We start from the raw sequence: 24,272 nt of genomic DNA, 5'->3' as shown, positions 1-24,272 counted from the left end.
CCGGATCCCTCTCATCACTCTCATTTCGAAGGCAGGATTGCGATGTCCTTCTCGCGCAGAAACTTCCTGATAGCCACGGGCGTCGTGGCCGCGTCGAGCTCCGTGCTCTCCGCGTGCAGCAGCGGCGACTCCACCAACAACACCGGTGGTGGCGGCAAGCAGGAGGCGGCCAAGGCCAACGCGACCGTCGTCAAGATCGGCACCGCCGAGGACTCCAAGGGCCCGGCCCCCGAGGTCTCCGGTGCGAAGAAGGGCGGCACCGTCTACCTGCTGAACGACGACGACTTCTCGCACCTCGACCCGCAGCGCATCTACTACGCGTGGAACTCGCTCGCGGCGATGGTCCTCTCCCGCACGCTGACCAACTACAAGATCGCCGACGACGGCTCGATGACGCTGGTCGGCGACCTCGCCACCGACACGGGCACCATGAAGGACGGGGGCAAGACCTGGTCCTTCACGCTCAAGGACGGCATCAAGTGGGAGGACGGCTCCGACGTCACCGTCGATGACGTCCGCCACGGCATCGAGCGCTGCTTCGCCAACTTCGTCACCGAGGGCGCCTTCTACGTCCAGACCTGGCTGACCGGCTCGGCGGAGTACCGCAAGTCGTACCCGGGCCCGTACGGCGGCAAGCACCTGAAGTCGATCGAGACCAGCGGGAAGACCATCACCTTCCACCTGTCCGAGGCGCGTCCCGACTTCAACTACGTCGTGGCGATGCACTCCTACGCGCCGACCCCGGTGAAGAAGGACACCAAGCAGGACTACGACAAGAAGCCGGTCTCCAGCGGTCCTTACAAGATCAAGTCGCACGTCACCGACAAGTCGATGACGCTGGTCCGCAACGAGCACTGGGACCCGGCGACGGACCCGATCCGCAACGCCTACCCGGACCAGTTCGACTTCACCTTCGGCATCGAGCAGCTGACGGCCATCGACCGTCTGCTGGCCGACGCCGGCAAGGACCAGTACGCCACCAGCTGGCGCACGATCCCGCAGGAGCGCATCCAGAAGGCGCAGACCGAGGCGAAGGACCGCGTCTTCGAGCAGCTCGGCAACGGCGTCAGCTGCTACTGGATCAACACCAGCCGCGTCAAGGACAAGGCCGTCCGTGAGGCCCTCATCAAGGCCTGGCCGACCGCCGGCATCCGTCAGCTGCTGGGCGGCAAGGTGCGCGGTGACTACGCGACCGGCATCATGAGCCCGCTCGTCGCCGGCTACGAGTCGCAGGACGTCTGGGGCAAGCTGGCCAAGCCCGAGGGCGACCCGAAGGCCGCCAAGGAGATCCTGAAGAAGGCCGGCAAGTCCGGCTACAAGGTCGTCTACGCCTACCAGCAGGACCCGCAGCAGGCGAAGATCAAGGTCGTCATCGAGAACGCCCTGAAGGCCGCCGGCTTCGAGGTCGTCACCAAGGGCATCGACTCCACGACCTGGTACGACCAGATCGGCAAGCTCGACAACGAGTACGACGTGTACTGGGGTGGCTGGTCCTCCGACTGGCCGACCGGCTACTCCGTGTTCCAGCCGCTGTTCGACAGCAAGAACGTCGTCGACCAGGGCCAGAACTACTCGCACCTGAAGGACCCGGCGATCGACGCCGCCATCAAGGCCGCGACCGCCGAGACCGACCAGGAGAAGGCCAACAAGATGTGGGCCGCCCTGGACAAGCAGGTCACCGAGACCGGCGCGTTCATCCCCGACGTGTACATGCGCCGCATCTACATGCACGGCTCCAAGCTCGGCAACGTGAAGATGGACCCGAACTTCGACGGCAGCATGCTCTACAAGATGTACGTCAAGTCCTGATCCACACCTGAGAGGTGGGGCGGCCGGGTGCCGCCCCACCCTCGGCTCGTCCACCGGGCCCCCGGGTGATCCCCGGTCCGGCCTTTCCGCACGACGGCCCTCCCAGGAAAGCCACTCCCCATGCTTCGCTTCCTCGTCCGCCGGCTCCTCGGCGCCGTGATCACGCTGCTGATCATCAGCGCGGTCACGTTCATGCTCTTCTACGCGGTGCCGCGCGACCCGGCCCGGATCGCCTGCGGCAAGCTCTGCACCCCGGAGACGCTGGAACTGATCCGCCACAACATGGGGATCGCGGATCCCATGCCGGTCCAGTTCTGGCACTGGCTCTCGGGCATCTTCCTCGGCCGGGAGTACCCGGGCTTCGGCAACTGCGACGCCCCGTGCCTGGGCTACTCGTTCGTCAACCGTGAGCCCGTCCTGTCCACCATCCTGGACCGGTTCCCGACGACGTTCTCCCTCTTCATCGGCTCGTCCGTGGTGTTCCTGGTCTTCGGTGTCGGCGCCGGCATGCTGGCCGCCCTGCGCCAGGGCAAGGCCACCGACAAGATCGCCAGCAGCACCTCGCTGATCGCCTCGTCCATGCAGATCTACTTCGTGGGCACCCTGGCTCTCTACTTCTTCGTGTACCAGTGGCAGGTACTGGACCAGCCCGGCTACACGCCCTTCTCCGAGAACCCCGCCGAGTGGTTCGCCGGACTGCTGCTGCCCTGGCTGATCCTGGCGCTGATCTTCACCGCGAACTACACCCGTATGACGCGCTCCCAGATGGTCGAGCAGCTCAACGAGGACTACGTCCGCACAGCCCGGGCCAAGGGACTGTCCCGTCCCAACGTGTTCTTCCGTTTCGCCTGGCGCGGCGCCATGGGCCCGATCGTCACGATCTTCGGTATCGACATGGGCGTCCTGCTCGGCGGCGGCATGATCACCGAGAAGACCTTCAGCATCCAGGGCATCGGCATGCTCGCCGTGAAGTCCGCGACCAACAACGACCTGCCCATGCTGCTCGGAGTCATGGTGGTCACGGCGTCGTTCGTCGTGCTCGCCAACATCGTGGTCGACGCCTGCTACGCCCTGATCGACCCCCGCATCAGGCTCGCCTGACCCGCCCCCACCAGCTACCCCGCATCACCCCTCACTGGAGCGTCCCCGTGACGAGCACCGATCAGCAGCCCTTCCTCTCCATCAAGGACTTGAAGGTGCACTTCTCGACCGAGGACGGCATCGTCAAGGCCGTCGACGGTCTGTCCTTCGACCTCGTACGCGGCAAGACGCTGGGCATCGTGGGCGAGTCCGGGTCCGGCAAGTCGGTCACCAACCTGACCATCCTCGGCCTGCACAACCCGGACAACACCAAGGTCGAGGGCTCCATCACCCTGGACGGCGAAGAGCTCAACGGCGCCTCGGAGCGCACGCTGGAGAAGCTCCGCGGCAACAAGATGTCGATGATCTTCCAGGACGCGCTGACCTCGCTGTCGCCGTACCACACCATCGGCAGGCAGATCGGCGAGACGTACCGCAAGCACACGGGCTGCTCCAAGAAGGCGGCCCGGGAGCGGGCGATCGAGATGCTGAAGCGCGTCGGCATCCCGCAGCCGGAGGTCCGTGTCGACGACTACCCGCACCAGTTCTCCGGCGGTATGCGCCAGCGCGCGATGATCGCGATGGCGCTGGTCTGCGACCCCGAGCTGCTGATCGCCGACGAGCCGACCACCGCGCTCGACGTGACGGTCCAGGCCCAGATCATGGACCTGCTCAAGGACCTCCAGCGGGAGTTCGGCACGGCGATCATCTTCATCACCCACGACCTCGGCGTCATCGCCGACATCGCGGACGACGTGCTCGTGATGTACGGCGGCCGGTGTGTGGAGCGCGGGTCGAAGAAGGAGGTGCTGAGCGACCCTCAGCACCCGTACACCTGGGGCCTGCTCAGCTCCATGCCGAGCCTGGACCACCCGGTGGACGTGCCGCTGAACCCCATCCCGGGTTCGCCTCCGTCGCTGCTGAACCCGCCGTCGGGCTGCCGCTTCCACCCGCGGTGCGCCTTCGCCGACAAGGTCGACGGCGGCCGGTGCTCGTCGGAGCGGCCGCTGCTGGAGATCGCCGACGGGCGGGGCTCCGCCTGCCACCTCACCGACGAGCAGCGCGGCGAGTACTTCTCCGACCTGGCCGGCAGCGCGGCCAACTGACGTACAAGAGACGGGATTTCACCACCATGAGCAGCACCACTCCCCTCCTGGACGTCTCCGGGCTGACCAAACACTTCCCGATCAGGGGAGGCTTCCCGATCCGCCGCACGGTCGGCCACGTCCAGGCCGTCGACGGGCTCGACTTCCAGGTCAACGAGGGCGAGAGCCTCGGCCTGGTCGGCGAGTCCGGCTGCGGCAAGTCGACCACCGGCCGGCTGATCACGCGTCTCCTGGAGCCCACCGGCGGGAAGATCTCCTACCAGGGCAAGGACATCACGCACGCGAGCCGCAAGCAGCTGGCGCCGGTCCGCTCCGAGATCCAGATGATCTTCCAGGACCCGTACGCGTCGCTCAACCCGCGGCACACGGTCGGCAAGATCATCGCCGGTCCCATGGAGATCAACGACATCAACCCGGCGGGCGGCCGCGAGAAGCGCGTCCGTGAACTGCTGGAGATCGTGGGCCTGAACCCCGAGCACTTCAACCGCTTCCCGCACGAGTTCTCGGGCGGTCAGCGCCAGCGCATCGGTGTCGCCCGCGCCCTGGCCCTGGAGCCCAAGCTGATCGTGGCGGACGAGCCGGTCTCGGCCCTCGACGTCTCGATCCAGGCGCAGGTCGTCAACCTGCTCCAGAAGGTCCAGCAGGAACTCGGCATCGCGTTCGTCTTCATCGCCCACGACCTGGCGGTCGTACGCCACTTCTCGCAGCGCGTGGCGGTCATGTACCTCGGCAAGATCGTCGAGATCGCCGACCGCGACGACCTGTACGGCAACCCGCGCCACCCGTACACCCGGGCGCTGCTGTCCGCCGTGCCCGAGGCGACGGTGGACGAGGTGCCGCGCGAGCGCATCCGCCTCCAGGGCGACGTGCCCTCCCCCATCAACCCGCCCTCCGGCTGCCGCTTCCGCACCCGCTGCTGGAAGGCGACGGACAAGTGCGCGTCCGAGGCGCCGCCGCTGGTCCAGGTCGAGGGCAACAAGCCCGGCCACCTCACCGCCTGCCACTACCCGGAGACGGACGAGGCGGCCCCCGCGCCCCGTCTGGCCAAGGACCCCCAGCCGGCGGTCTGACACACCCCTTTTCAGTCGGCCGCCGAGCACGGAACGGACATTCACCGGCCCATTGACCCGAGCCCATGAACGTCCGGTTCCAGGGGACAGTAGGGCCCGCGCCTCCCCGGCGCGGGCCCTCGTCATTGCGGGATAGGTTGAAGCGGGTGACGATCCTTCACCTGCGCGGCACCGTCCTGCCCGACGCCACCCCCCGCGACCTCTGGATCCTCGGCGACCGCATCACCTTCGACCGCCCCGCCGCCGCGGCGCTGACCGTGGCCGACGGCGGTTTCCTGCTTCCGGGGCTGGTCGACGTCCACACGCACCCCGGGTCCGCTTCCGACCAGGAGGCGCGCTGGGACCCCGAGGCGTTCGCCGAGCAGATCGCCGCGCACCGGGACGCGGGGACGACCGCGCTGCGGTTTCCGGGGCTGCTCGGGGAGATCCCGGACGGGCTGCGCGAGGCCGCGGACGCGCCACGCATGATCACGGCGGGGCGCTGGCTGGCCTGGGCCGGGCTGTCGAAGAGCGCCGACTTCCACACCGTGACCGACGACCTGGTCTCCGCCGCCGTAGCCGAGGCCAAGGCGCACGACGGCTGGTGCAAGCTCATGGGCGACTGGGACTTCGAGGCGGACCCGGTGCCGTACGACGTCCTGCGCGCGGTCACCGACGCGGTGCACGCGGCCGGAGGCCGGGTCGCCGCGCACTGCCAGTCCGCAGCGGGGGTGCTGAACGCCTCCCGGGCCGGCGTCGACTCGATCGAGCACGGCATGGGGATGCCGGAGGAGTGCGTGGGGCTGATGGCCGCCCACGGGGCCGCCTACGTCCCCACCCTCACGCCCTTCGCCCGTCGCGCGCCCCGGACACCGGACACCCCGCGCGGCCGGCTCTGGCGTGAGGGTCACCGCGTCATGCTCCGCCGCGTCCGCGAGGCCCACGACGCCGGCGTCACCGTCCTCGCAGGCACTGATTCCGCCCCCTTCGGCAACGTGGCCACCGAGGTCGAACACCTCATCGCCGCCGGGCTGCCCGCCGACGTGGCGGTGGGCGCCGCGAGTTGGACGGCCCGGGACTTCCTGGGGCTGCCGGGGCTGGTCGAGGGCGGGCTCGCCGATGTCACCGTCTACGACGCGGATCCGCGACGGGAGCCAGCGGTGCTGCGGCATCCTCGGCGGATCGTGCTGCGGGGGCGGGTCGTGCGGTGAGCCGCCCGAAACGGCCGTAGGGCGTGGGCAGTTGTGGCACACTTCCGCGAGTGGTCGATCGGTCGTTCGGTGATCTCTCCCTCGCCGCGTTGTACGACGCCCTCAACCCCTGGGGTCCGGGCGACGACTTCTACCTCGGGTACGTGACCTCCGCCCGTGCCGTGCTCGACGTCGGCTGCGGGACCGGACGGCTGCTCCGGCGGGCCCGTGCCGACGGCCACCGCGGCCGGCTCGTGGGGCTCGACCCTGCCGCCGCCATGCTGGTACAGGGCCGGCGGCACGACGGCGGCGTCGAGTGGGTGCTCGGGGATCTGCGGACGCGGGACTGGGACGCGGAGTTCGACCTGGTCGTGATGACCGGGCACGTCTTTCAAGTGCTCGTCTGCGACGAGGAGCTGCGCGCGGCCCTGGCGACCGTACGCGGTGCCCTGCGTCCTGGTGGCCGGTTCGTGTTCGAGACCCGGAACCCGGGGGCGCGGGCCTGGGAGGCGTGGACGCCCGAGCGGGTGCGGGAGGTGACCGGGCCGGGCGGGGACGCCGTACGGATGTGGCACGAGGTGGAGCAGCCGGTCCTCGGCGACCGCGTGACGTTCACGGAGACCTTCGCCGGGGACACCTGGCAGGACCCCCGCGTCAGCCGCACCACCCTGCGCTTCCTCGGCCCCGACGCACTGTCCGCCGTCCTGCACGAGGTCGGCCTGACCGTCGTCGACCAGTACGGCGACTGGGGACGCGGCCCGCTCACCCCCACGTCCCCCGAGATCATCACGGTGGCCCGGGCCAGGCCCTAGTCCTCCGTGCTCCCCGCCCCTTCTTCCAACGCCGCCAGCGCCGGATCCAGCACGATGTCCTCGTCCCGTGCCTCGATCGACGGCTCCTCCGGGAAGTGGCAGGCCGTCAGGTGGCCCGCGTGGTTGCCGGAGAGCTGGATCAGTGGCGGTTCCTCCGTCGCGCACTTGTCCTGCGCCTTCCAGCAGCGGGTGCGGAAGCGGCAGCCGGAGGGCGGCGAGATCGGCGACGGCACGTCACCGGCCAGCCGGATCCGCTCCCGCTGTGTGGCCTCCTCGCCGGAGACGTTCACCTCGGGCACCGCCGACAGCAGGGCGTGGGTGTACGGGTGCCGGGGGCGGGTGTAGATGGAGTCGCGGTCGCCGACCTCGATCACCTTGCCGAGGTACATGACCGCCACGCGCTGCGAGAAGTGCCGTACGACCGCCAGGTCGTGGGCGATGAACAGGAACGCGATGCCCAGTTCCCGCTGGACCTTCTGGAGCAGGTTGACGACCTGTGCCTGGATCGAGACGTCGAGGGCCGAGACCGGCTCGTCCGCCACGATCAGCTTGGGCTCCAGCGCCAGGGCGCGGGCGACACCGATGCGCTGGCGCTGACCGCCCGAGAACTCGTGCGGGAAGCGGTTGAAGTGCTCGGGGTTCAGGCCCACGATCTCCAGCAGTTCACGGACGCGCTTCTCGCGGCCGCCCGCCGGGTTGATGTCGTTGATCTCCATCGGACCGGCGATGATCTTGCCGACCGTCTGGCGCGGGTTCAGCGAGGAGTACGGGTCCTGGAAGATCATCTGGATCTCGGAGCGGATCGGCGCCAACTGCCTGCGCGAGGCGCGGGTGATGTCCTTGCCGCGGTACGAGATCCGCCCGCGCGTCGGCTCCAGGAGCTTGGTGATCAGCCGGCCCGTCGTCGACTTGCCGCAGCCCGACTCCCCCACCAGACCGAAGCTCTCGCCCACGTGCACGGTCAGGTCGATGCCGTCCACCGCCTGCACCTGGCCGACCGTACGGCGGATCGGGAAACCGCCCTTGACCGGGAAGTGCTTGACGAGCTTCTCCACCACGAGCAGCGGTTCGCCGGGCGCGTCGGTGGCGGCCTCACGGGGTGCGGGGAGGACGAGGTCCTCTGTCATGTCCGTAGTCCTCCTAGCCCAGTCGGGGCTTGATCTCTTCGATGAAGATGGTGCGCTTCTGCTCCGCCGTGAGATGGCAGGCCGAGGATCGGTCCGGGCCGAGCAGCGGGATCTCGGTGACACAGCGGCTGCCGCCCACGCGGTCCTGGAAGGTGCAGCGGGGGTGGAAGCGGCAGCCGGAGGGCGGGCGGAGCAGGGACGGCGGGGTGCCGGGGATGGGTGCCAGCGGGGTGTGCGGGTCGGAGTCCAGGCGCGGCATCGAGTTCAGCAGCCCCCAGGTGTACGGGTGCTGCGGCGCCCTCAGCACCTCGTCGACCGTGCCCCGCTCCACAGCCCGGCCCGCGTACATCACCATGATGTCGTCGGCCATGTCGGCGATGACCCCGAGGTCGTGCGTGATGAAGATGATCGCCGACCCGAACTCCTGCTGGAGGTCCTTGAGCAGATCCAGGATCTGCGCCTGGACGGTGACGTCCAGGGCGGTGGTCGGCTCGTCGGCGATCAGCAGGTCGGGGTCGCAGACCAGCGCCATCGCGATCATCGCGCGCTGGCGCATACCGCCGGAGAACTGGTGCGGGTAGTCCTTCGCCCGCTGCCGGGGGTTGGGGATGCCGACCTTCCCCAGCATCTCCACCGCCCGTTCCCAGGCGGCCTTCTTCGAGGCGCGCATGTGCTTCATGTACGGCTCGGCGATCTGCCGGCCGACCGTGTAGTACGGCGACAGCGCGGTGAGCGGATCCTGGAAGATCATGGCGACCTTGTTGCCGCGCAGCCGCTCGAGCTCGGACTCGCGGGCGGTCGTCAACTCCTTGCCTTCCAGCAGGATCTCGCCCTCGACGGTGGTGAACATCGGGTTGTGCAGGCCGAGGATCGTCAGGTTCGTCACCGACTTCCCCGAGCCCGACTCGCCCACGATGCCCAGCGTCCTGCCGCGCTCCAGGTCGAAGGACAGCCCGTCCACGGCCCGTACGACGCCGTCCTCCGTCTGGAAGCTGACGTGCAGGTCCCGCACCGAGAGGAACGCGTCCGCGTCGGCCGGCACGGGGGCGCCGGCTTCCTTGGTCAGAGTGGTCACGTCAGTGCTCCCAAAGCAGCTCCTCGGCGCGGGCTAGGCCAGCCGCACGCGCGGGTCGATGAAGGCGTACGCGGCGTCGACGACGATGTTGCAGAGCAGAATCATGGTGGCGGAGAACAGCATCACACCCAAGAGGAGCGGCAGATCGCTGAAGAAGACCGACTCCACCGCGAGCCGGCCGAGCCCCGGGAGTCCGAAGGTGTACTCCGTGATGATGGCGCCGCCGAGCAGTGAGCCGAGGTCGATGCCGAAGATGGTGACGATGGGGATCAGCGAGCCGCGCCAGGCGTAGCGGAAGAAGACGTACTGCCTGGACATGCCCTTGGCGCGGGCGGTGCGGACGTGTTCCTCCTGGAGTTGCTCGATCATCGACGAGCGGGCCATACGGGTGTACTGCGAGGCGAAGATCGTGGACAGCACGACCCAGGGGATGATCAGGCCCGTGAACCAGGCTCCCGGGTTCTCGGTGAACGGGTTGTAGGCCGGTTTGTCGAAGACATGGGTCTGGTAGACGAGGATCGCGAGGGCGAGCGGGCCCAGGAAGTAGATCTGCATCGAACTGATCACCATCGCGCCGGCCGTGAACGACTTGTCGACGAGCGTGCCGCGCTTCCAGGCCGCGATCAGTCCGGTACCGAGGCCGACGATCAGGAAGCAGACGGCCCCGCCGAGGGTGAGCGAGAGGGTGGTGGGCAACCGGTCCATCAGGGTGCCCCAGACCTGCTCGTTGGAGTGGTACGAGTAGCCGAAGCAGGGGGCGGGGCAGGGACCCTGGGCGAAGTCGTCGCTGCCCGTGACCAGGTTGGTCAGGAAGATCCAGTACTGCTCGGGGATCGGTTTGTCGAGGCCGAGGACCCGGTGCAGGTTCTCCAGGTTGGCCGGGGTGCACGTCTTGCCGCACATCAGGAGCGCCGGGTCACGCGGCATCCCGAAGAACAGCAGGAACGTGACGATGCTCAGCAGGAAGAGGATGACGACGGTGCCGAGGGACCGGCGGACCAAAAAGCGCAGCATGGCAGGCAGCTCTCAGACGTCGGCGGGCCGGGGGGCACCCGGTGCGCAGCCCCTGGGGGCGACGCACCGGGTGCCGGGCGGGCGGAGTTACTTGACGTACAGGCGGCGCGGGTCGACGCCGGCGATGATGTCGTCGTAGACGAGTCCGCCGACCTTGGTCCCGGCGATCTGGGTCTGCTTGTAGTACGCGGTCGGGACGATGTTGACGACGTCCTTCACCAGGTACTCGTTGAGCTTGCCCCACTCCGTCGAGGCCTTGGCCGGGTCGGTGATCTTGTTGATCCGGTCGATCTCGCTGTTGACCTTGGGGTCGTTGACCTGCGAGTAGTTCTGGGCGCCCTCGGCGATCGCGCGGCCGTCGTACAGCGGCGGGATCACGGTCGAGGCGGACGGCCAGTCGGCACCCCACGCGGTGTGGAAGATGTCGTAGTTGTTGTCCAGCTTGCTGACCTGGTCGTAGTAGGTCTCGGCCGGGATCTCCTGGCGCTGGACGTCGAAACCGGCCTTCTCCAGGCCCGCGGCCATGGCGGTGGAGTACTGCTGGCCCTCGGGGGTGTTGATGTAGCCGAAGGTCAGCTTCATACCGCTCTTGCCGGCCTCCTCCAGGAGCGCCTTGGCCTTGGCCGGGTCACCGGCGGGCTTCTTCTTCTTGCCCCACGGGTCGAAGTCGGGGTCGTAGCCGGTGACCGTCGGGCTGATGATGCCGCCCGCGACCTCCATCGCGTCGGTGCCGCCGTAGGCACGCACGAACGGCGTGACCGGGAGGGCGTAGGCGATGGCCTGGCGGACCTTGATGTCCTTCATCTCCGGCTGGGCCATGTTGATGTTCATCTGGCCCACGTACGGCTGGAAGCCGGAGACCGTACGGGACTTCAACTTCGGGTCGTTGAGGACCTTCGTCAGGTTGCCCGCGTCGACCTGGTTGCTGAAGCTGACGCCCGTCTGATCGGTGCCGCTGTCGGCGAGGAGGGCCTTGGTGGAGTCCTCGTACTGCTGGTTGAAGGTGATGTTGAACCGGTCGACGTACTGCTTGCGCAGCGGGTCGGTGTTCGGGTCCCAGTTCTCGTTCTTGACCAGCACCATCGACTTGCCGGACTTGAACTCCTGGATCTTGTACGGCCCGCTCACCACCGGGGCCTTGTCGTACTTCTCCTTGGTGTCGCCCTTCTCGGAGACGACGGCGTAACCCGTCATGGCGAGGGCGTACGGCAGGTCGGCGTGCGGCTGCTTGAACTTGAAGACGACCGTCTTCTCGTCCGGCGTCTCAAGGATGCTGTCCGGCAGGTGCTTGCCCTTGAACGGGCCGTCCGGCAGCAGCTCGCGGTAGTCGGCACCCGGGGTGTCGGCCAGCCACTGCTGGATGTACGGCGGGCCCTGGTTGATGAAGGACGCGAACTGCCGCTCGAAGGTGTGCCGGATGTCGGCCGAGGTGATGGCCGAGCCGTCCTGGAACTTGATGCCGTCCTTGAGCGTGTACTTCCAGGTCTTGCCACCGTCGGTGGTGGTCCCGGAGTCGGTGGCGAGGTCACCGACGATCTCGTGCTTGCTGCCGTCGTTGCTGGTCGCCTTGTAGCCGGTGAGGCCTCTGTGCAGCAGCTGGGACACGGCCATCTCGTCCTGGACGTAGATCTGTCCGGGGTCGAGGTGGGCGTAGCTGTCGCGGGCCAGCACCGAGATGGTGCCGCCGGGCTTCGCGCCGGGGACCTCGGCGGCGGGCCCCTTGGAGGCCGCCTCGTCCCCGAACTCGATGGCGGCCTGCTGCCGTTGCGCGTTCTCCTTCTGTTCCTTGTCGTTGCCGCCGCCCTTGCTGCCGCCCTCGCTGCACCCGGTCAGCACCAGTGCGCCGGCCGCGAGCACCGAGATTGCCGCGTATGTGTGGCGTCCGCCCCTACTCATCACTCAGTTACCACCCATCTGTGTGTCACCAGTGCCAAGGAAGCCCAAGTGCGAAGGAATTGCCGATGTACGAAGGAATTGCCGATGTGCGATGGAACTGCCGTTGTGCGAAGGAAGTGCCGACCAGTGGTTCAGCGAGCCGTCTTCGGGTCGAAGGCGTCCCGGACGGAATCCCCGAGCAGGTTGAACGCGACGATGAAGATGATCATCGAGACGCCGGGGAAGAACATGTAGGTGATGTCGTTCTGCATCACGAGTTCCGTGGACGCCTTGGAGAACATCTGCCCCCAGTCCGGCGTCGGTTCGACGATGCCCACGCCGAGGAAGGACAGACCGGCCTCGGCGGTCACGAAGTTGGGGAGCATGTAGGTGCCCTGGACGAGGATCGGCGTGACCACGTTCGGCAAGATCTCCTTGCGGATGATCCGCCACGGCGGGGCCCCGCTGACCTTGGCCGCCTCGATGAACTCCCGTTCCCGCAGGGCGAGTGTGGTCCCCCTGAGGATCCGCCCGATGCTCATCCAGCCCAGGACCCACATCACGAGGATGAGGGCGACCACCCGGACGTAGACGGGTGTCTCGTCGCGCGGGCTGACGAACAGGGAGACCACGACGGGCATGCTGGCGATGAAGAAGAGCTGCGAGGGGAAGGCGAGCAGGAAGTCGATGACGCGGCTGATCCAGTAGTCCGTCCTGCCGCCCAGGTAGCCGGCCGTGACACCGAGGAGGATCCCGGTGAGCACGGTCGCGAGGGTGACGGCGACCGAGATCCCGAGCGAGGTCCGGATGCCGTAGATCAGCTTGGTGAAGACGTCGTACCCGTTGCCCGGTTCGAGGCCGAACCAGAACTCGCCGCTGATCCCGCCGTTGGGCTGCACGGGCACGCCCGCGCTGTCGAACAGCTCGGGGCGCTCGTCGGCGTAGACCGTGTACGGGTTCTTGCCGTACAGCCAGGAGATCACCGGGGCGAGCAGGCCGATCAGGAAGAAGAAGATGACGACATAGGCCGAGATCACGCCGGTGCGATCGCGCTTGAAGCGGATCCACATCAGCTGGCCGGGAGACCGGCCGACAAGCTGTTCCTCCTCGGCCTTCACCGCCGGCGATGGATCGCCGTCCGCGATGACCGAGGTCCCGCCACCCTCAATACCGATACGACTTGTCACGTTTCGCCCGTTTCGCTGGTATGGGTATGCCAAAGCGAGGCGTACGGAAGTCCGCAGCCGGACGCGCGTAGGAGGTGTGCGCCTCACCCTCCGACACCCCTGACGGAGGATCAGGCAACCGCCTGTGCTCGTGAGTCGGCACTGTCCCCACAGTGCGAGACCCATTGACCCGAGCGCTGCGGCTAACTATCTGGCATGAGCCAACTACCGACCACCGTCTTTAAATCTCAATTCAGTCACAGCTCACGCCTAGATCTTCCAAAATCCGGACAAAGCGTTTGCGGGGAGAAGGGCGCGAAACGGACGTGTTACATGGCTATCGTGCGAGGATCTCCGCATTTCGGACATGGGGTCGAGTCTCGGCCACGGAAAAACGGCTTGCAAAAAAAACCCGGGCTCCCCCATGGAGGGGGAGCCCGGGCTCAACTGTCCGGATTTTCCGAACTGCCGGAACCTCAGCCGTGCTTGGCGCGGCTCGCGGCGCGGGCGCGCTCGCGGGCGTCCAGGTTGACCTTGCGGATACGGACGGCCTCCGGGGTGACCTCGACGCACTCGTCGTCGCGGCAGAACTCCAGTGACTGCTCCAGCGACAGCTTGCGCGGCGGGACGATCGACTCGGCCACATCGGCCGTGGACGACCGCATGTTGGTGAGCTTCTTCTCCTTGGTGATGTTGACGTCCATGTCGTCGGCGCGCGAGTTCTCGCCGACGATCATGCCCTCGTACACCTCGGTGCCCGGCTCGACGAAGAGCACGCCGCGCTCCTGGAGGTTCGTCATCGCGAAGGCGGTGACGGCACCGGCGCGGTCGGCGACCAGCGAGCCGTTGTTGCGGGTCTGGAGCGTGCCGAACCAGGGCTCGTGGCCCTCGTGGATGGAGTGCCCGATGCCCGTGCCGCGGGTCTGGGTCAGGAACTCGGTCCGGAACCCGATGAGACCGCGGGAGGGAACGACGAACTCCATGCGCACCCAACCGGAGCCGTGGTTGGACATGTTGTCCATACGGCCCTTGCGGACACCCATGAGCTGCGTGACGGCGCCCATGTGCTCCTCGGGCACGTCGATCGTCATGCGCTCGACGGGCTCGTAGACCTTGCCCTCGACGTCCTTGGTGACGACCTGCGGCTTGCCGATGGTCAGCTCGAAGCCCTCACGGCGCATCTGCTCGACCAGGATGGCCAGCGCCAGCTCACCGCGGCCCTGCACCTCCCAGGCGTCCGGGCGCTCGGTGTCGAGCACGCGGAGGGAGACGTTACCGATCAGCTCGCGGTCCAGGCGGTCCTTCACCTGACGGGCCGTGACCTTGCGGTCCTTGACGGCCGCCTTGGCGTCGGCGCCCTTGCCGGTGCCGCCGCGGCCGACCAGCGGGGAGGTGTTGGTGCCGATGACCATGGAGATCGCGGGCTCGTCGACCGTGATCAGGGGCAGCGGGACCGGGTTCTCGGGGTCGGCCAGGGTCTCGCCGATCATGATGTCCGGGATACCGGCGACGGCGCAGATGTCACCCGGGCCGGCCTTCTCGGCGGGCTTGCGGGTGAGCGCCTCGGTCATCATCAGCTCGGAGATGCGCACGTTGGTGACCGAGCCGTCGCGCTTCATCCAGGCGACGGTCTGGCCCTTCTGCAGCTCGCCCTGGTGGACGCGCAGCAGCGCGATACGGCCGAGGAAGTTGTCGGCGTCCAGGTTGGTGACGTGGGCCTGGAGCGGGGCGCCCTCGTCGTAGGTCGGGGCGGGGATGTGCTCCAGGATCGTGGAGAAGAACGGCTCCAGGCTGGTGGAGTCGGTCGGCACGGTCCCGTCGTCCGGCTTGGTGAGGGACGCGATGCCGTCACGGCCGCAGGCGTAGACGATCGGGAACTCGATCTGCTCCTCGTCCGCGTCGAGGTCGAGGAAGAGGTCGTAGGTCTCGTTGACGACCTCGTCGATACGGGCGTCCGGCCGGTCCGTCTTGTTGATGCACAGGATGATCGGCAGACGGGCCTGGAGAGCCTTGCGCAGCACGAAGCGGGTCTGCGGGAGGGGGCCCTCGGAGGCGTCGACGAGCAGCACGACACCGTCGACCATCGACAGGCCGCGCTCGACCTCGCCGCCGAAGTCGGCGTGGCCGGGGGTGTCGATGATGTTGATCGTGATCGGGTCCCCGCCGTCCTTGGGGTGATACTTCACCGCCGTGTTCTTGGCGAGGATCGTGATGCCCTTCTCACGCTCCAGGTCGTTCGAGTCCATCATGCGGTCGTCGACGGAGTCGAGCTGGTGCGCGGCGAAGGCACCGGCCTGCTTCAGCATGCCGTCCACGATGGTGGTCTTGCCGTGGTCGACGTGGGCGACGATGGCGACGTTGCGGATGTCGTGACGCGTCGAAAACGCAGTCATGGTGTGGCGTACTCCCGGGTGGTGAGGACGGCTCTCGCGTACGTCTGTGTTACGCGGGCCCTGCCGGGCTGGACACGCCACGGCCTCACCCCATGGTACGTGGCCGCTTGAGGTACGGCTCGCCGGGATACGTCGGTGCAGGTGGGGGGCGGTTTCTCGCCCCCGCCGCCCCTACCCGTCCCGTCCCCTGGGGGCTGCCGCCCCCAGACCCCCGCTTTCGGCCCCGAAAGGGCCTCGTCCTCAAACGCCGGACGGGCTGAAAAACCTGCGGGGTCTGGGGCGGAGCCCCAGAACGATGGGACGGGTAGGGGCGGCGGGGGCGAAAGAAGATCAGTTGGGCGCCACCGTCGCCGACGGCGCCGTGCTCTTCTTCAGGAAGCCCATGTCCTCGTACACCGGCGTCCCGAAGCCGAAGGCCCCCGCGTTGGCGACGTTCGTCCGGGCGGCCGTGAGCTGGGGGCGCTGATAGAGCGGGATCGAGCCGGCCGCCGCCCAGATACGGGAGTCGGCCTTGCGGATCAGTCCCCGCGACTCCGACTCGTCCAGCGTGGAGAGGGCCTGGTCGAAGAGCTGGTCGACCTGGTCGGTGCCGACCCGCGTGTAGTTCTGCTCGACGTTCAGCGAGCCGTCGGCCGCCGGCACCGGCTTGGCGTAGATCGGCCGGGCGTCGGTCGCGGGGTAGGCCGAGGCCGGCCACGAGTAGAGCGCGAGGTCGTACTGGCCGGACGCGATGTGGTCCTTGAAGTAGCTCTCGTCCGGGACCTTGGTGATCACGGTACGGATCCCGACCCGCTCCAGCATGAGCCCGATCCGGTCCGCCACCGTACGCAGCGTCTGCGAGCCCTCACCCGACGGCACCACGAAGCGCAGCGTCAGCGCCTCGCCGTGCTTCGCCCGCGGCCGGGCCGCCGCCCCGGCCGGTGCGGGGGTGCCCTGCGGGGCGTACGCGCCGGGGGCCCCGCCCTGCTGCAGCTGCTTGCTGCCGTACTGCTTGCCCTCCTGGGCGAGGTGCTCTCCCTTGTGCCCCTCCTCGCCGTCCTTCTTGCTGCCCGGCTTGTCGTCGGCCTTGCCGCCCGGCTTGTCGTCCGCCTTGCCGCCGGCCCTCTCGCTCTCCCCGTTGTCCTCCCCGACGATGTAAGTCCCGTCGTCCCCGTCCTCCTCCGAGTCCTTCTTCTTGGGCTTCGCCCCCTCCCCCTTCTCGCCCTTCGAGGCCTTCTCGCCCTTCGAGGCCTTCTCGCCCTTCTTCCCCTTGTCGGCCTCGCTGCCCGCCGCCTCCTCCCCCTTCTTCTTCTCCTTGATCGGGCCGCCCCGCACCCACCCCGCGTCCGTGAGCAGCGCCTGGGCCTCCTCGGTGTCCTGCTCGCCGATCGCTCCGCTGTTGTCGGCGTAGGCCGACTGGCCGGACAGGGCGAGATGGCTGCCGACCGGCTCGGCGGGCAGGCCGAGCGGGGACAGGACCAGCTTCGCCAGTTCCTCGCGGTCGAGGGCGCGCGCCACCGCCCGGCGGACCCGCTCGTCGGCGAACGGCCCGTCGCCGCCGTTCAGGGCGAGCTGGGTGTACGCCGGCTCCAGCGATTTGCGTACCTCGAAGCCCTGGAACGTCACCTTGTCCCGTCGCTGCTTGGGGGTCAGCGACTTCAGCTCGGGTCCCATCAGGGGCGAGGCGGAACTCAGCGGCGTACCGGAGGCGCTCGCGGGCACCGGCCGCGGCGGCGCGGCGAGCGCGATGCGCCGGGCCGCGCCGGTGTCGACCTCGGCGAGGTCGAGCCGGCCGGCGGCCAGCTGGGCCGCGCGCTCGCCACGCGGCACGGCCCGCAGCACGACCTCGTCCAGCTTGGCCCGCTCCTCCCACCAGCGGGGATTGCGGGTGAGCCGGATCTCGCCGTTGCGGCGGTCGATCTTCTTCACGATGAACGGCCCGGCACTGACCTTGAGCTTGCGCCGCGCCCCGTCGTTGAACGAGTCCGGCGTGCCCATGACCTCCTTCGGGTACAGCGGCGAGAACAGGGACCGCCAGTCCGCGTAGGGCCGTCCGAAGGTGACCCGGACCTCCAGGTCGTTGCCGCCGCGCTCGATCTTCTCGATGCGGTCGTAGCCGGCGTTGCGGGCGGTCCAGTAGGCGCTGTCGCGGCCGGACAGGGCCCGCCACTGGGCGGAGAAGTCGGCGGCGCCGATCTCGCGGCCGTCGCTCCAGACCGCCTGCTGGTTGAGCTTGTACAGGACGACCTGCTTGGGCTCGGTCTCGACGATCTTGGCCGACTCCAGATAGGCCGGATTGCGCTCCGGACGCCCGCTCGCGTCGAGCCGGAACATCGACGGCAAGGTGGCCTGCGCGATCCGGGTCGTGGTGGCGTCGGCGTCCGACTGGAAGGTGTTCAGGGTCTCCGGTACGGCGTCCACGGCCCACCGCAGGGTGCCGCCGTCGGCGACCTGGGAGCGGCCGGCCGGGGCGATGTCCTGCCCGGCCAGCGGTTTGCCGGCCGGGTCCGGGTCGCTGCAGCCGGCGAGCGCGGGCACCGCGAGCACCCCCGCCGTGAGGAACACGACCGAGCGCATGACCGCGCTGCGGCCAGGCCTGCGTCCGATGCCGTCGTGGGACATCTCAGGTACCTCCGGGGAGCCACTCCCGCCGGTGACGATTAGTGCCTTCTGATCACATTTGGCGGTATTTTGGAGTTGATCAGATCTAAGGCACCCCACTGAAGAGGAAAGGGTTCGCCAGGCGGAGTCGACACGTCGGCGGACGCGCACAAGGTCACTCGTGCGGAGCAACGCGCCCCGCACGATCCCTGCGATTCCCCGGCGTACACAGAGCGCATGCGGGCGCGCGTCGGAGGCGTGCAATCCGCCAATCGCTGCACATGCCTTCACAGCGACAGGTGTGACGCGCAACACTCGCAGGCGCATGAACGTTGCCACCCAGGGCCGAAGGGCCCACGGAAGTGAGGTCACGTCATGTCCGTGCAAGACGACCTGACAGCTGTCCAGCGCTGCCTCGACGACCTGGCCCGGTCCGTGGGCCGCCTCGAACAGCAGCTGGGTTCCGGCGGGCTGGAGATGCGCCGTGTGCGCACCGACGCCAACCATCTGCGCGAGAGCGTGGCGCTGCTGCGGGAGTCCGCCGCGGCCCCCGCCGGGCAGCGCAGGCCGGAGCTCGTCACCATCCCCGACACGCCGTACGACGACTCTCTGTGGATCGACACGGACGACGAGGGTCTCGGCGCCCGGGACCGCCGCGCCCCCTGATCCCACCCCCTGACCCGACCGGAGTCATGCATTGGCCACTGGTACGGAACCCCATCTGAACAGCGGCGGCGTACGAACCGGTACGCGCGCCGCGATCGAAGCCCCGCACCTGCGGACCGACCGCTGGTGGCTGGCCCCGGCCGTCACCGCGGCCGGTCTGCTGGCGTTCATCGTGTACTCGACGTGGCGGGCCTTCGCGAACGCGGACTACTACGCGGCGCCGTACGTCTCCCCGTTCTACTCGCCCTGTCTGGCGGAGAACTGCGAGCCGATGCACGCCGGGCCGAACTGGGACCTGTTCGGGAGCTGGTGGGGCATCTCCCCCGCGATCATCATCCTGATCTTCCCGCTCGGCTTCCGCCTGACCTGCTACTACTACCGCAAGGCCTACTACCGCGGCTTCTGGATGTCGCCCCCGGCCTGCGCGGTGGCGGAGCCGCACAAGAAGTACTCCGGTGAGACCCGCTTCCCGCTGATCCTGCAGAACATCCACCGGTACTTCTTCTACGCCGCGCTCCTGGTCGCCGGGATCCTGACGTACGACACGGTGCTCGCCTTCCGCGACGAGAACTACGAGTGGGGCCACATGGGCCTGGGCACCCTCGTCTTCCTCGCCAACATCGTGCTGATCTGGGCGTACACCCTGTCCTGTCACTCCTGCCGGCACATCGTCGGCGGCAAGCTCAAGCACTTCTCCAAGCACCCCGTGCGCTACCGCATGTGGCAGTGGATCGGGAAGCTCAACGCCCGGCACATGCAGCTGGCGTGGGCGTCGCTGGTGAGCGTGGCGCTCGCCGACTTCTACGTCTATCTCGTCGCGTCCGGGGTCTTCGACGATCCGCGCTTCTTCTAGATTGAGTGGGGACTGAAACCAATGTCCGTGGTCGAACGGCAGGAGTGGGACGTCGTCGTGGTCGGCGCCGGGGGCGCGGGCCTGCGCGCGGCGATCGAGGCCCGCGAGCGAGGCGCCCGTACCGCCGTGATCTGCAAGTCGCTGTTCGGCAAGGCGCACACCGTGATGGCCGAGGGCGGGATCGCGGCGGCCATGGCCAACGCCAACGAGCACGACAACTGGCAGGTCCACTTCCGCGACACCATGCGCGGCGGCAAGTTCCTCAACCAGTGGCGGATGGCCGAACTGCACGCGCGGGAGGCGCCGGACCGGGTGTGGGAGCTGGAGACCTGGGGCGCGCTCTTCGACCGTACGAAGGACGGCCGTATCTCCCAGCGCAACTTCGGCGGCCACGAGTACCCGCGCCTCGCACACGTCGGTGACCGCACCGGCCTGGAGCTGATCCGCACGCTCCAGCAGAAGATCGTCGCGCTCCAGCAGGAGGACAAGAAGGAGACCGGGGACTACGAGTCCCGGCTGAAGGTCTACCAGGAGTGCACGGTCACGAGGATCCTGAAGGACGGCAGCAGGGTGTCGGGCGTCTTCGCCTACGACCGCGAGACGGGCCGCTTCTTCGTCCTCGAGGCTCCCTCCGTCGTCATCGCGACGGGCGGGATCGGCAAGTCCTTCAAGGTGACGTCGAACTCCTGGGAGTACACGGGCGACGGCCACGCGCTGGCGCTGCTGGCGGGCGCGCCGCTGCTCAACATGGAGTTCGTGCAGTTCCACCCGACGGGCATGGTCTGGCCGCCGTCGGTGAAGGGGATCCTGGTCACGGAATCGGTGCGTGGCGACGGAGGGGTGCTGCGCAACTCCGAGGGCAAGCGGTTCATGTTCGACTACATCCCCGACGTCTTCAAGGAGAAGTACGCCCAGTCGGAGGAGGAGGGCGACCGCTGGTACGAGGACCCGGACAACAACCGGCGGCCTCCTGAGCTGCTGCCCCGTGACGAGGTGGCGCGGGCGATCAACGCCGAGGTGAAGGCCGGCCGGGGCTCGCCGCACGGCGGGGTCTTCCTGGACGTGTCCACCCGTATGCCGGCGGACGTGATCCGGCGCCGGCTGCCCTCGATGTACCACCAGTTCAAGGAGCTGGCGGACGTCGACATCACCGCGGAGGCGATGGAGGTCGGGCCGACCTGCCACTACGTGATGGGCGGCATCGCGGTCGACTCCGACACCGCGGCGGCACGCGGGGTTCCGGGCCTCTTCGCGGCCGGTGAGGTCGCGGGCGGCATGCACGGCTCGAACCGGCTCGGCGGGAACTCCCTCTCCGACCTGCTGGTCTTCGGCCGCCGGGCGGGCTGGCACGCCGCCGAGCACGCGGCGGCACGGGCCTTCGAACGCCCCGAGGTCAGCGACATCGAGGTCGACTCGGCCGCGGCGGAGGCACTGCGACCGTTCTCGGCGGAGGGCCCGGCGGGCCAGGACGACGAGCGCCCCCCGGAGAACCCGTACACCCTCCACCAGGAACTCCAGCAGGCCATGAACGACCTGGTCGGCATCATCCGGCGCGAGGGTGAGATGGAGCAGGCGCTGGAGAAACTCGCCGACCTGCGCGTACGAGCCCGTCGAGCGGGCGTCGAGGGCCACCGCCAGTTCAACCCCGGCTGGCACCTCGCGCTCGACCTGCGCAACATGCTGCTGGTCAGCGAGTGCGTGGCGCGGGCCGCGCTGGAGCGCACCGAGTCGCGGGGCGGGCACACCCGTGAGGACCATCCGACGATGGACCGCAAGTGGCGCAACGTCAACCTGCTGTGCCACCTCGCCGACCCGACGGGCGGCCTCGCGGCCACCGACCCGGAACGCGGCCAGATCAATCTCGTACGGGAGACCACCGAACCCGTCCGCCAGGACCTGCTGGCTCTCTTCGACAAGGAGGAGCTGGTCAAGTACCTCGCCGAAGAGGAGCTCTACCAGTGAGCAGCAGCTACGAGGCCCGCTTCAAGGTGTGGCGGGGCGATGTGCAGGGCGGGGACCTGGAGGACTTCAAGGTCGAGGTGAACGACGGCGAGGTCGTCCTCGACATCATCCACCGCCTCCAGGCCACCCAGGCCCCCGATCTCGCCGTGCGCTGGAACTGCAAGGCGGGCAAGTGCGGTTCGTGTTCCGCCGAGATCAACGGGCGGCCGCGGCTGATGTGCATGACGCGGATGTCGGTGTTCACCCGCGAGGAGACGATCACCGTCACTCCGCTGCGCGCCTTCCCCGTCGTCCGGGACCTGGTCACGGACGTCGGCTTCAACTACGAGAAGGCACGCGAGGTCCCCGCCTTCGTACCGCCGGAGGACCTGGGTCCCGGTGAGTACCGGATGATGCAGGAGGACGTGGACCGCTCGCAGGAGTTCCGCAAGTGCATCGAGTGCTTCCTGTGCCAGGACACCTGCCATGTCGTCCGCGACCACGAGGAGAACAAGCCGGCGTTCGCGGGCCCGCGCTTCCTGATGCGGGTCGCCGAACTGGACATGCACCCGCTGGACGCGGCGAGCGAGAGCGGCCTGGACCGCAAGAAGACCGCCCAGGACGAACACGGCCTCGGCTACTGCAACATCACCAAGTGCTGCACGGAGGTCTGCCCCGAAGGCATCAAGATCACGGACAACGCGCTGATCCCCCTGAAGGAACGGGCCGTCGACCGTAAGTACGACCCGCTGGTGTGGCTGGGGTCGAAGATCAGGAGGCGGTCGTCCTAGCCTCCCTCGTCACTCCACCCCACCCTGGACGCACCCCGGTCGCGCGGGGGCATTGCTGACCATACGCTCCGAAATGTGACGTCATCCTCGATCCGGCGCCGATCGCGGCGTGGGCGCTCGCACATATCGGTGCGGGTGGCGCATGCGGTGGTGGGCGGGCTGGTCGGGGTGGTGTGGCTGGTCGGGGTGACGCTCAGTGGTGGGGGCGCGGTCTCGGGCGGGGCGGACCGGCCCGTCGCCGGGGCGGAGGCCCAGGGGGACGAGGAGGGGAGCTGGGTCGTCGACTTCGTGATGCCGGGAGCGGCCGTCGTCGCGGCGGGGGTGCTCGCGGGGTACGGGTTCGTGCGGCGCAGGAGGCGGGCACGGGGGCGTACGACTCCGGGCGGGGCGCCGGTTCAGGCCGCCGAGCCGCCCGTCGGGGAGCTCGACGAGCGGGCGCGGACCGCGCTGGTCGCGGCCGACGACTGGGTGCGGGTCAGCGGCGAGGAGCTGGGGTTCGTCGCGGGGCGGTTCGGGGTGGGGGACGCCGAGCACGTCGAGCCGTTCGCGGGGGTTCTGCGGGACGCGGAGGCCGAGTTGGCGGTGGCGTTCCGGATGCGGTGGCAGTACGAGGGTGGGGTTCCGCAGGAGGCCGCGGCTCGGCGGCACGCACTGGCCGGGATCGTCGGGCGGTGCGAGGAGGCGGGGCGGCTGCTGGATGCGCGGGCCGCCGCGTTCGATCAGGTACGGGGCCTGGAGGAGGGGCTCGGGGGCGGACTGGGACACGGGCTGGCCGTCGCCGAGGCACGGTTCCGGGAGCTGACCGGGCGGGCCGCGATCGCCGCCGCGGTGCTGCGCGCGTGCGCTGAGCGGTACGGGCCGGCCGCGACCGCCGGCGTCGCAGGGCACGTCGAGCAGGCCAAGGACCGCCTGGTGTTCGCCACGACCCACCTCAACCACGCCCGCCAGTGCGCCGACTCCGGCGACAACGGCGGCGCCGCGACCCACCTGCGCGCCGCCGAGGGCGCCATCGCCCAGGCCACCGCGTTCGTCGGCGGCGTCGAACGCCTCGCCGCGGACTTGGCGACGGCCGCGGAGATGGTGCCGGCCGCGTTGACCGGGGGTGAGGCGGAGATCGCGGGGGCGCGGGTGGGGGTGGCGACGTCGGCCGTCGCGGCGAGTGAGCTGTACGACGACGTCCCTCCTGGCGAGCTGCGGGCCCGGGTCGTCCATGCCGACCTCGTCCTGGCCGGCGTACGCGAGGAGCTGACGTCGGGGCGGCCGTACGACCCCCTCGACGTGTTGCGGAGGATCGTCCGGGGCGTCGCGCCCGTCGCGGCGGGGCGGGCCTGGGTGATTCCGGCTGCCGCACTGGTCTGCGCGCGCGGCGCCGTCGCCGACGCGGACGACGTGGTCGCGACGCACCGTGCGGCCGTGGGCGGCGAGGCGCGCACCCGGCTGGCGGAGGCACGGCGGCTGCTGGCGCCCCCGGTGCCCGGGCCGACCGGGCGCGGGCCGCGTGCGGAGCTCGCCGACCTCGTCACGGCCGACGCGCTCGCCCAGCAGGCCGGTGAGCTGGCCGAACAGGACATCCGGGTGTACGGCCACCCCTCCGAGGGCCCCGCCGCCGACATCGACGGTCTCGCCGGGGCGATCGTCGGCGGCGTCCTGCTGGACGGCGCAGCGGCCGCGTTCGGCGGACCGCACAGCCGGCTGCGGCGGGGCGGCCCGGCCGGCACCTGAGCACGCTCGGCACCGGCTCGGCA

The 24,272-nt window shown here is 69.0% G+C and carries 18 protein-coding genes; 11 read left to right on the top strand and 7 right to left on the bottom strand.

What is annotated here, in order from left to right; translation table 11 throughout:
- Positions 1–42: 42 nt before the first annotated feature.
- The 6 genes from ACIRD7_RS35235 to ACIRD7_RS35210 all read left to right on the top strand — a co-directional run bounded on the left by ACIRD7_RS35235 (position 43) and on the right by ACIRD7_RS35210 (position 7,046).
- Complete coding sequence (locus ACIRD7_RS35235) at positions 43–1,809, top strand: ABC transporter substrate-binding protein (protein ID WP_403459905.1); 1,767 nt, start codon at positions 43–45, stop codon at positions 1,807–1,809.
- A 120-nt stretch (positions 1,810–1,929) separates the two neighbouring features.
- Complete coding sequence (locus ACIRD7_RS35230) at positions 1,930–2,910, top strand: ABC transporter permease (protein ID WP_403459904.1); 981 nt, start codon at positions 1,930–1,932, stop codon at positions 2,908–2,910.
- A 47-nt stretch (positions 2,911–2,957) separates the two neighbouring features.
- Positions 2,958–3,995 carry an ABC transporter ATP-binding protein gene (locus tag ACIRD7_RS35225; RefSeq protein ID WP_403459902.1) on the top strand — a complete coding sequence of 346 codons (1,038 nt, stop codon included), beginning with the start codon at positions 2,958–2,960 and terminating at the stop codon, positions 3,993–3,995.
- Between the two features lie 26 nt (positions 3,996–4,021).
- Complete coding sequence (locus tag ACIRD7_RS35220) at positions 4,022–5,065, top strand: ABC transporter ATP-binding protein (RefSeq protein ID WP_403459901.1); 1,044 nt, start codon at positions 4,022–4,024, stop codon at positions 5,063–5,065.
- A 146-nt stretch (positions 5,066–5,211) separates the two neighbouring features.
- Positions 5,212–6,255, top strand: a complete 1,044-nt coding sequence (locus ACIRD7_RS35215; RefSeq protein WP_403459900.1) for an amidohydrolase family protein — start codon at positions 5,212–5,214, stop codon at positions 6,253–6,255.
- Between the two features lie 50 nt (positions 6,256–6,305).
- Positions 6,306–7,046 carry a class I SAM-dependent methyltransferase gene (locus ACIRD7_RS35210; RefSeq protein WP_403459899.1) on the top strand — a complete coding sequence of 247 codons (741 nt, stop codon included), beginning with the start codon at positions 6,306–6,308 and terminating at the stop codon, positions 7,044–7,046.
- On the opposite strand, the gene ACIRD7_RS35205 is transcribed toward ACIRD7_RS35210, so the two are convergent.
- From ACIRD7_RS35205 to ACIRD7_RS35175, 7 genes are all read right to left on the bottom strand, one after another.
- Positions 7,043–8,173: an ABC transporter ATP-binding protein gene (locus ACIRD7_RS35205; protein WP_403459898.1), complete on the bottom strand. Its 1,131-nt coding sequence runs from the start codon at positions 8,171–8,173 to the stop codon at positions 7,043–7,045. The genes ACIRD7_RS35210 and ACIRD7_RS35205 overlap by 4 nt on opposite strands.
- A 13-nt stretch (positions 8,174–8,186) precedes the next feature.
- Positions 8,187–9,248 carry an ABC transporter ATP-binding protein gene (locus ACIRD7_RS35200; protein ID WP_403459897.1) on the bottom strand — a complete coding sequence of 354 codons (1,062 nt, stop codon included), beginning with the start codon at positions 9,246–9,248 and terminating at the stop codon, positions 8,187–8,189.
- Between the two features lie 33 nt (positions 9,249–9,281).
- Positions 9,282–10,262: an ABC transporter permease gene (locus ACIRD7_RS35195; protein WP_403459896.1), complete on the bottom strand. Its 981-nt coding sequence runs from the start codon at positions 10,260–10,262 to the stop codon at positions 9,282–9,284.
- 87 nt (positions 10,263–10,349) lie between these two features.
- Entirely contained in the window at positions 10,350–12,158 is a 1,809-nt protein-coding gene (locus ACIRD7_RS35190; RefSeq protein WP_403459895.1) for an ABC transporter substrate-binding protein, read from the bottom strand.
- Between the two features lie 131 nt (positions 12,159–12,289).
- Positions 12,290–13,324, bottom strand: a complete 1,035-nt coding sequence (locus tag ACIRD7_RS35185) for an ABC transporter permease (RefSeq protein WP_403459894.1) — start codon at positions 13,322–13,324, stop codon at positions 12,290–12,292.
- A gap of 455 nt (positions 13,325–13,779) precedes the next feature.
- Positions 13,780–15,696 carry a translational GTPase TypA gene (typA, locus tag ACIRD7_RS35180; RefSeq protein ID WP_403459893.1) on the bottom strand — a complete coding sequence of 639 codons (1,917 nt, stop codon included), beginning with the start codon at positions 15,694–15,696 and terminating at the stop codon, positions 13,780–13,782.
- A gap of 330 nt (positions 15,697–16,026) precedes the next feature.
- On the bottom strand, positions 16,027–18,297 hold the full coding sequence (locus ACIRD7_RS35175) for an ABC transporter substrate-binding protein (protein ID WP_403459892.1): 2,271 nt from the start codon (positions 18,295–18,297) through the stop codon (positions 16,027–16,029).
- Positions 18,298–18,651: 354 nt separating this feature from the next.
- Between ACIRD7_RS35175 and ACIRD7_RS35170 the strand changes: the two genes are divergently transcribed.
- From ACIRD7_RS35170 to ACIRD7_RS35150, 5 genes are all read left to right on the top strand, one after another.
- Complete coding sequence (locus tag ACIRD7_RS35170) at positions 18,652–18,942, top strand: hypothetical protein (RefSeq protein ID WP_403459891.1); 291 nt, start codon at positions 18,652–18,654, stop codon at positions 18,940–18,942.
- Between the two features lie 31 nt (positions 18,943–18,973).
- On the top strand, positions 18,974–19,795 hold the full coding sequence (locus tag ACIRD7_RS35165; protein ID WP_403459890.1) for a hypothetical protein: 822 nt from the start codon (positions 18,974–18,976) through the stop codon (positions 19,793–19,795).
- Between the two features lie 21 nt (positions 19,796–19,816).
- Positions 19,817–21,757: a fumarate reductase/succinate dehydrogenase flavoprotein subunit gene (locus ACIRD7_RS35160; RefSeq protein WP_403459889.1), complete on the top strand. Its 1,941-nt coding sequence runs from the start codon at positions 19,817–19,819 to the stop codon at positions 21,755–21,757.
- Complete coding sequence (locus tag ACIRD7_RS35155) at positions 21,754–22,527, top strand: succinate dehydrogenase/fumarate reductase iron-sulfur subunit (RefSeq protein WP_403459888.1); 774 nt, start codon at positions 21,754–21,756, stop codon at positions 22,525–22,527. The genes ACIRD7_RS35160 and ACIRD7_RS35155 overlap by 4 nt, the downstream gene beginning before the upstream one ends.
- A gap of 135 nt (positions 22,528–22,662) precedes the next feature.
- Positions 22,663–24,249 (top strand): hypothetical protein, encoded by a 1,587-nt coding sequence (locus tag ACIRD7_RS35150; protein WP_403459887.1) that lies wholly within the window; start codon positions 22,663–22,665, stop codon positions 24,247–24,249.
- The last annotated feature ends 23 nt before the right edge of the window (positions 24,250–24,272 follow it).

Origin of the sequence: Streptomyces sp. NPDC093568 (assembly GCF_044764945.1) — a bacterium.
GTDB lineage: Bacteria > Actinomycetota > Actinomycetes > Streptomycetales > Streptomycetaceae > Streptomyces.
Note: the sequence above shows the minus strand (reverse complement) of the source record. Positions and strands in the feature narration are given on the sequence as shown.

Excerpts from the sequence above, each read along its gene's own strand:
- ACIRD7_RS35190 (WP_403459895.1), bottom strand. The coding sequence starts at position 12,158 with ATGAGTAGGGGCGGACGCCACACATACGCGGCAATCTCGGTGCTCGCG.
- ACIRD7_RS35235 (WP_403459905.1), top strand. The coding sequence starts at position 43 with ATGTCCTTCTCGCGCAGAAACTTCCTGATAGCCACGGGCGTCGTGGCC.
- ACIRD7_RS35195 (WP_403459896.1), bottom strand. The coding sequence starts at position 10,262 with ATGCTGCGCTTTTTGGTCCGCCGGTCCCTCGGCACCGTCGTCATCCTC.
- ACIRD7_RS35205 (WP_403459898.1), bottom strand. The coding sequence starts at position 8,173 with ATGACAGAGGACCTCGTCCTCCCCGCACCCCGTGAGGCCGCCACCGAC.
- typA (WP_403459893.1), bottom strand. The coding sequence starts at position 15,696 with ATGACTGCGTTTTCGACGCGTCACGACATCCGCAACGTCGCCATCGTC.
- ACIRD7_RS35230 (WP_403459904.1), top strand. The coding sequence starts at position 1,930 with ATGCTTCGCTTCCTCGTCCGCCGGCTCCTCGGCGCCGTGATCACGCTG.
- ACIRD7_RS35220 (WP_403459901.1), top strand. The coding sequence starts at position 4,022 with ATGAGCAGCACCACTCCCCTCCTGGACGTCTCCGGGCTGACCAAACAC.
- ACIRD7_RS35170 (WP_403459891.1), top strand. The coding sequence starts at position 18,652 with ATGTCCGTGCAAGACGACCTGACAGCTGTCCAGCGCTGCCTCGACGAC.
- ACIRD7_RS35160 (WP_403459889.1), top strand. The coding sequence starts at position 19,817 with ATGTCCGTGGTCGAACGGCAGGAGTGGGACGTCGTCGTGGTCGGCGCC.
- ACIRD7_RS35175 (WP_403459892.1), bottom strand. The coding sequence starts at position 18,297 with ATGTCCCACGACGGCATCGGACGCAGGCCTGGCCGCAGCGCGGTCATG.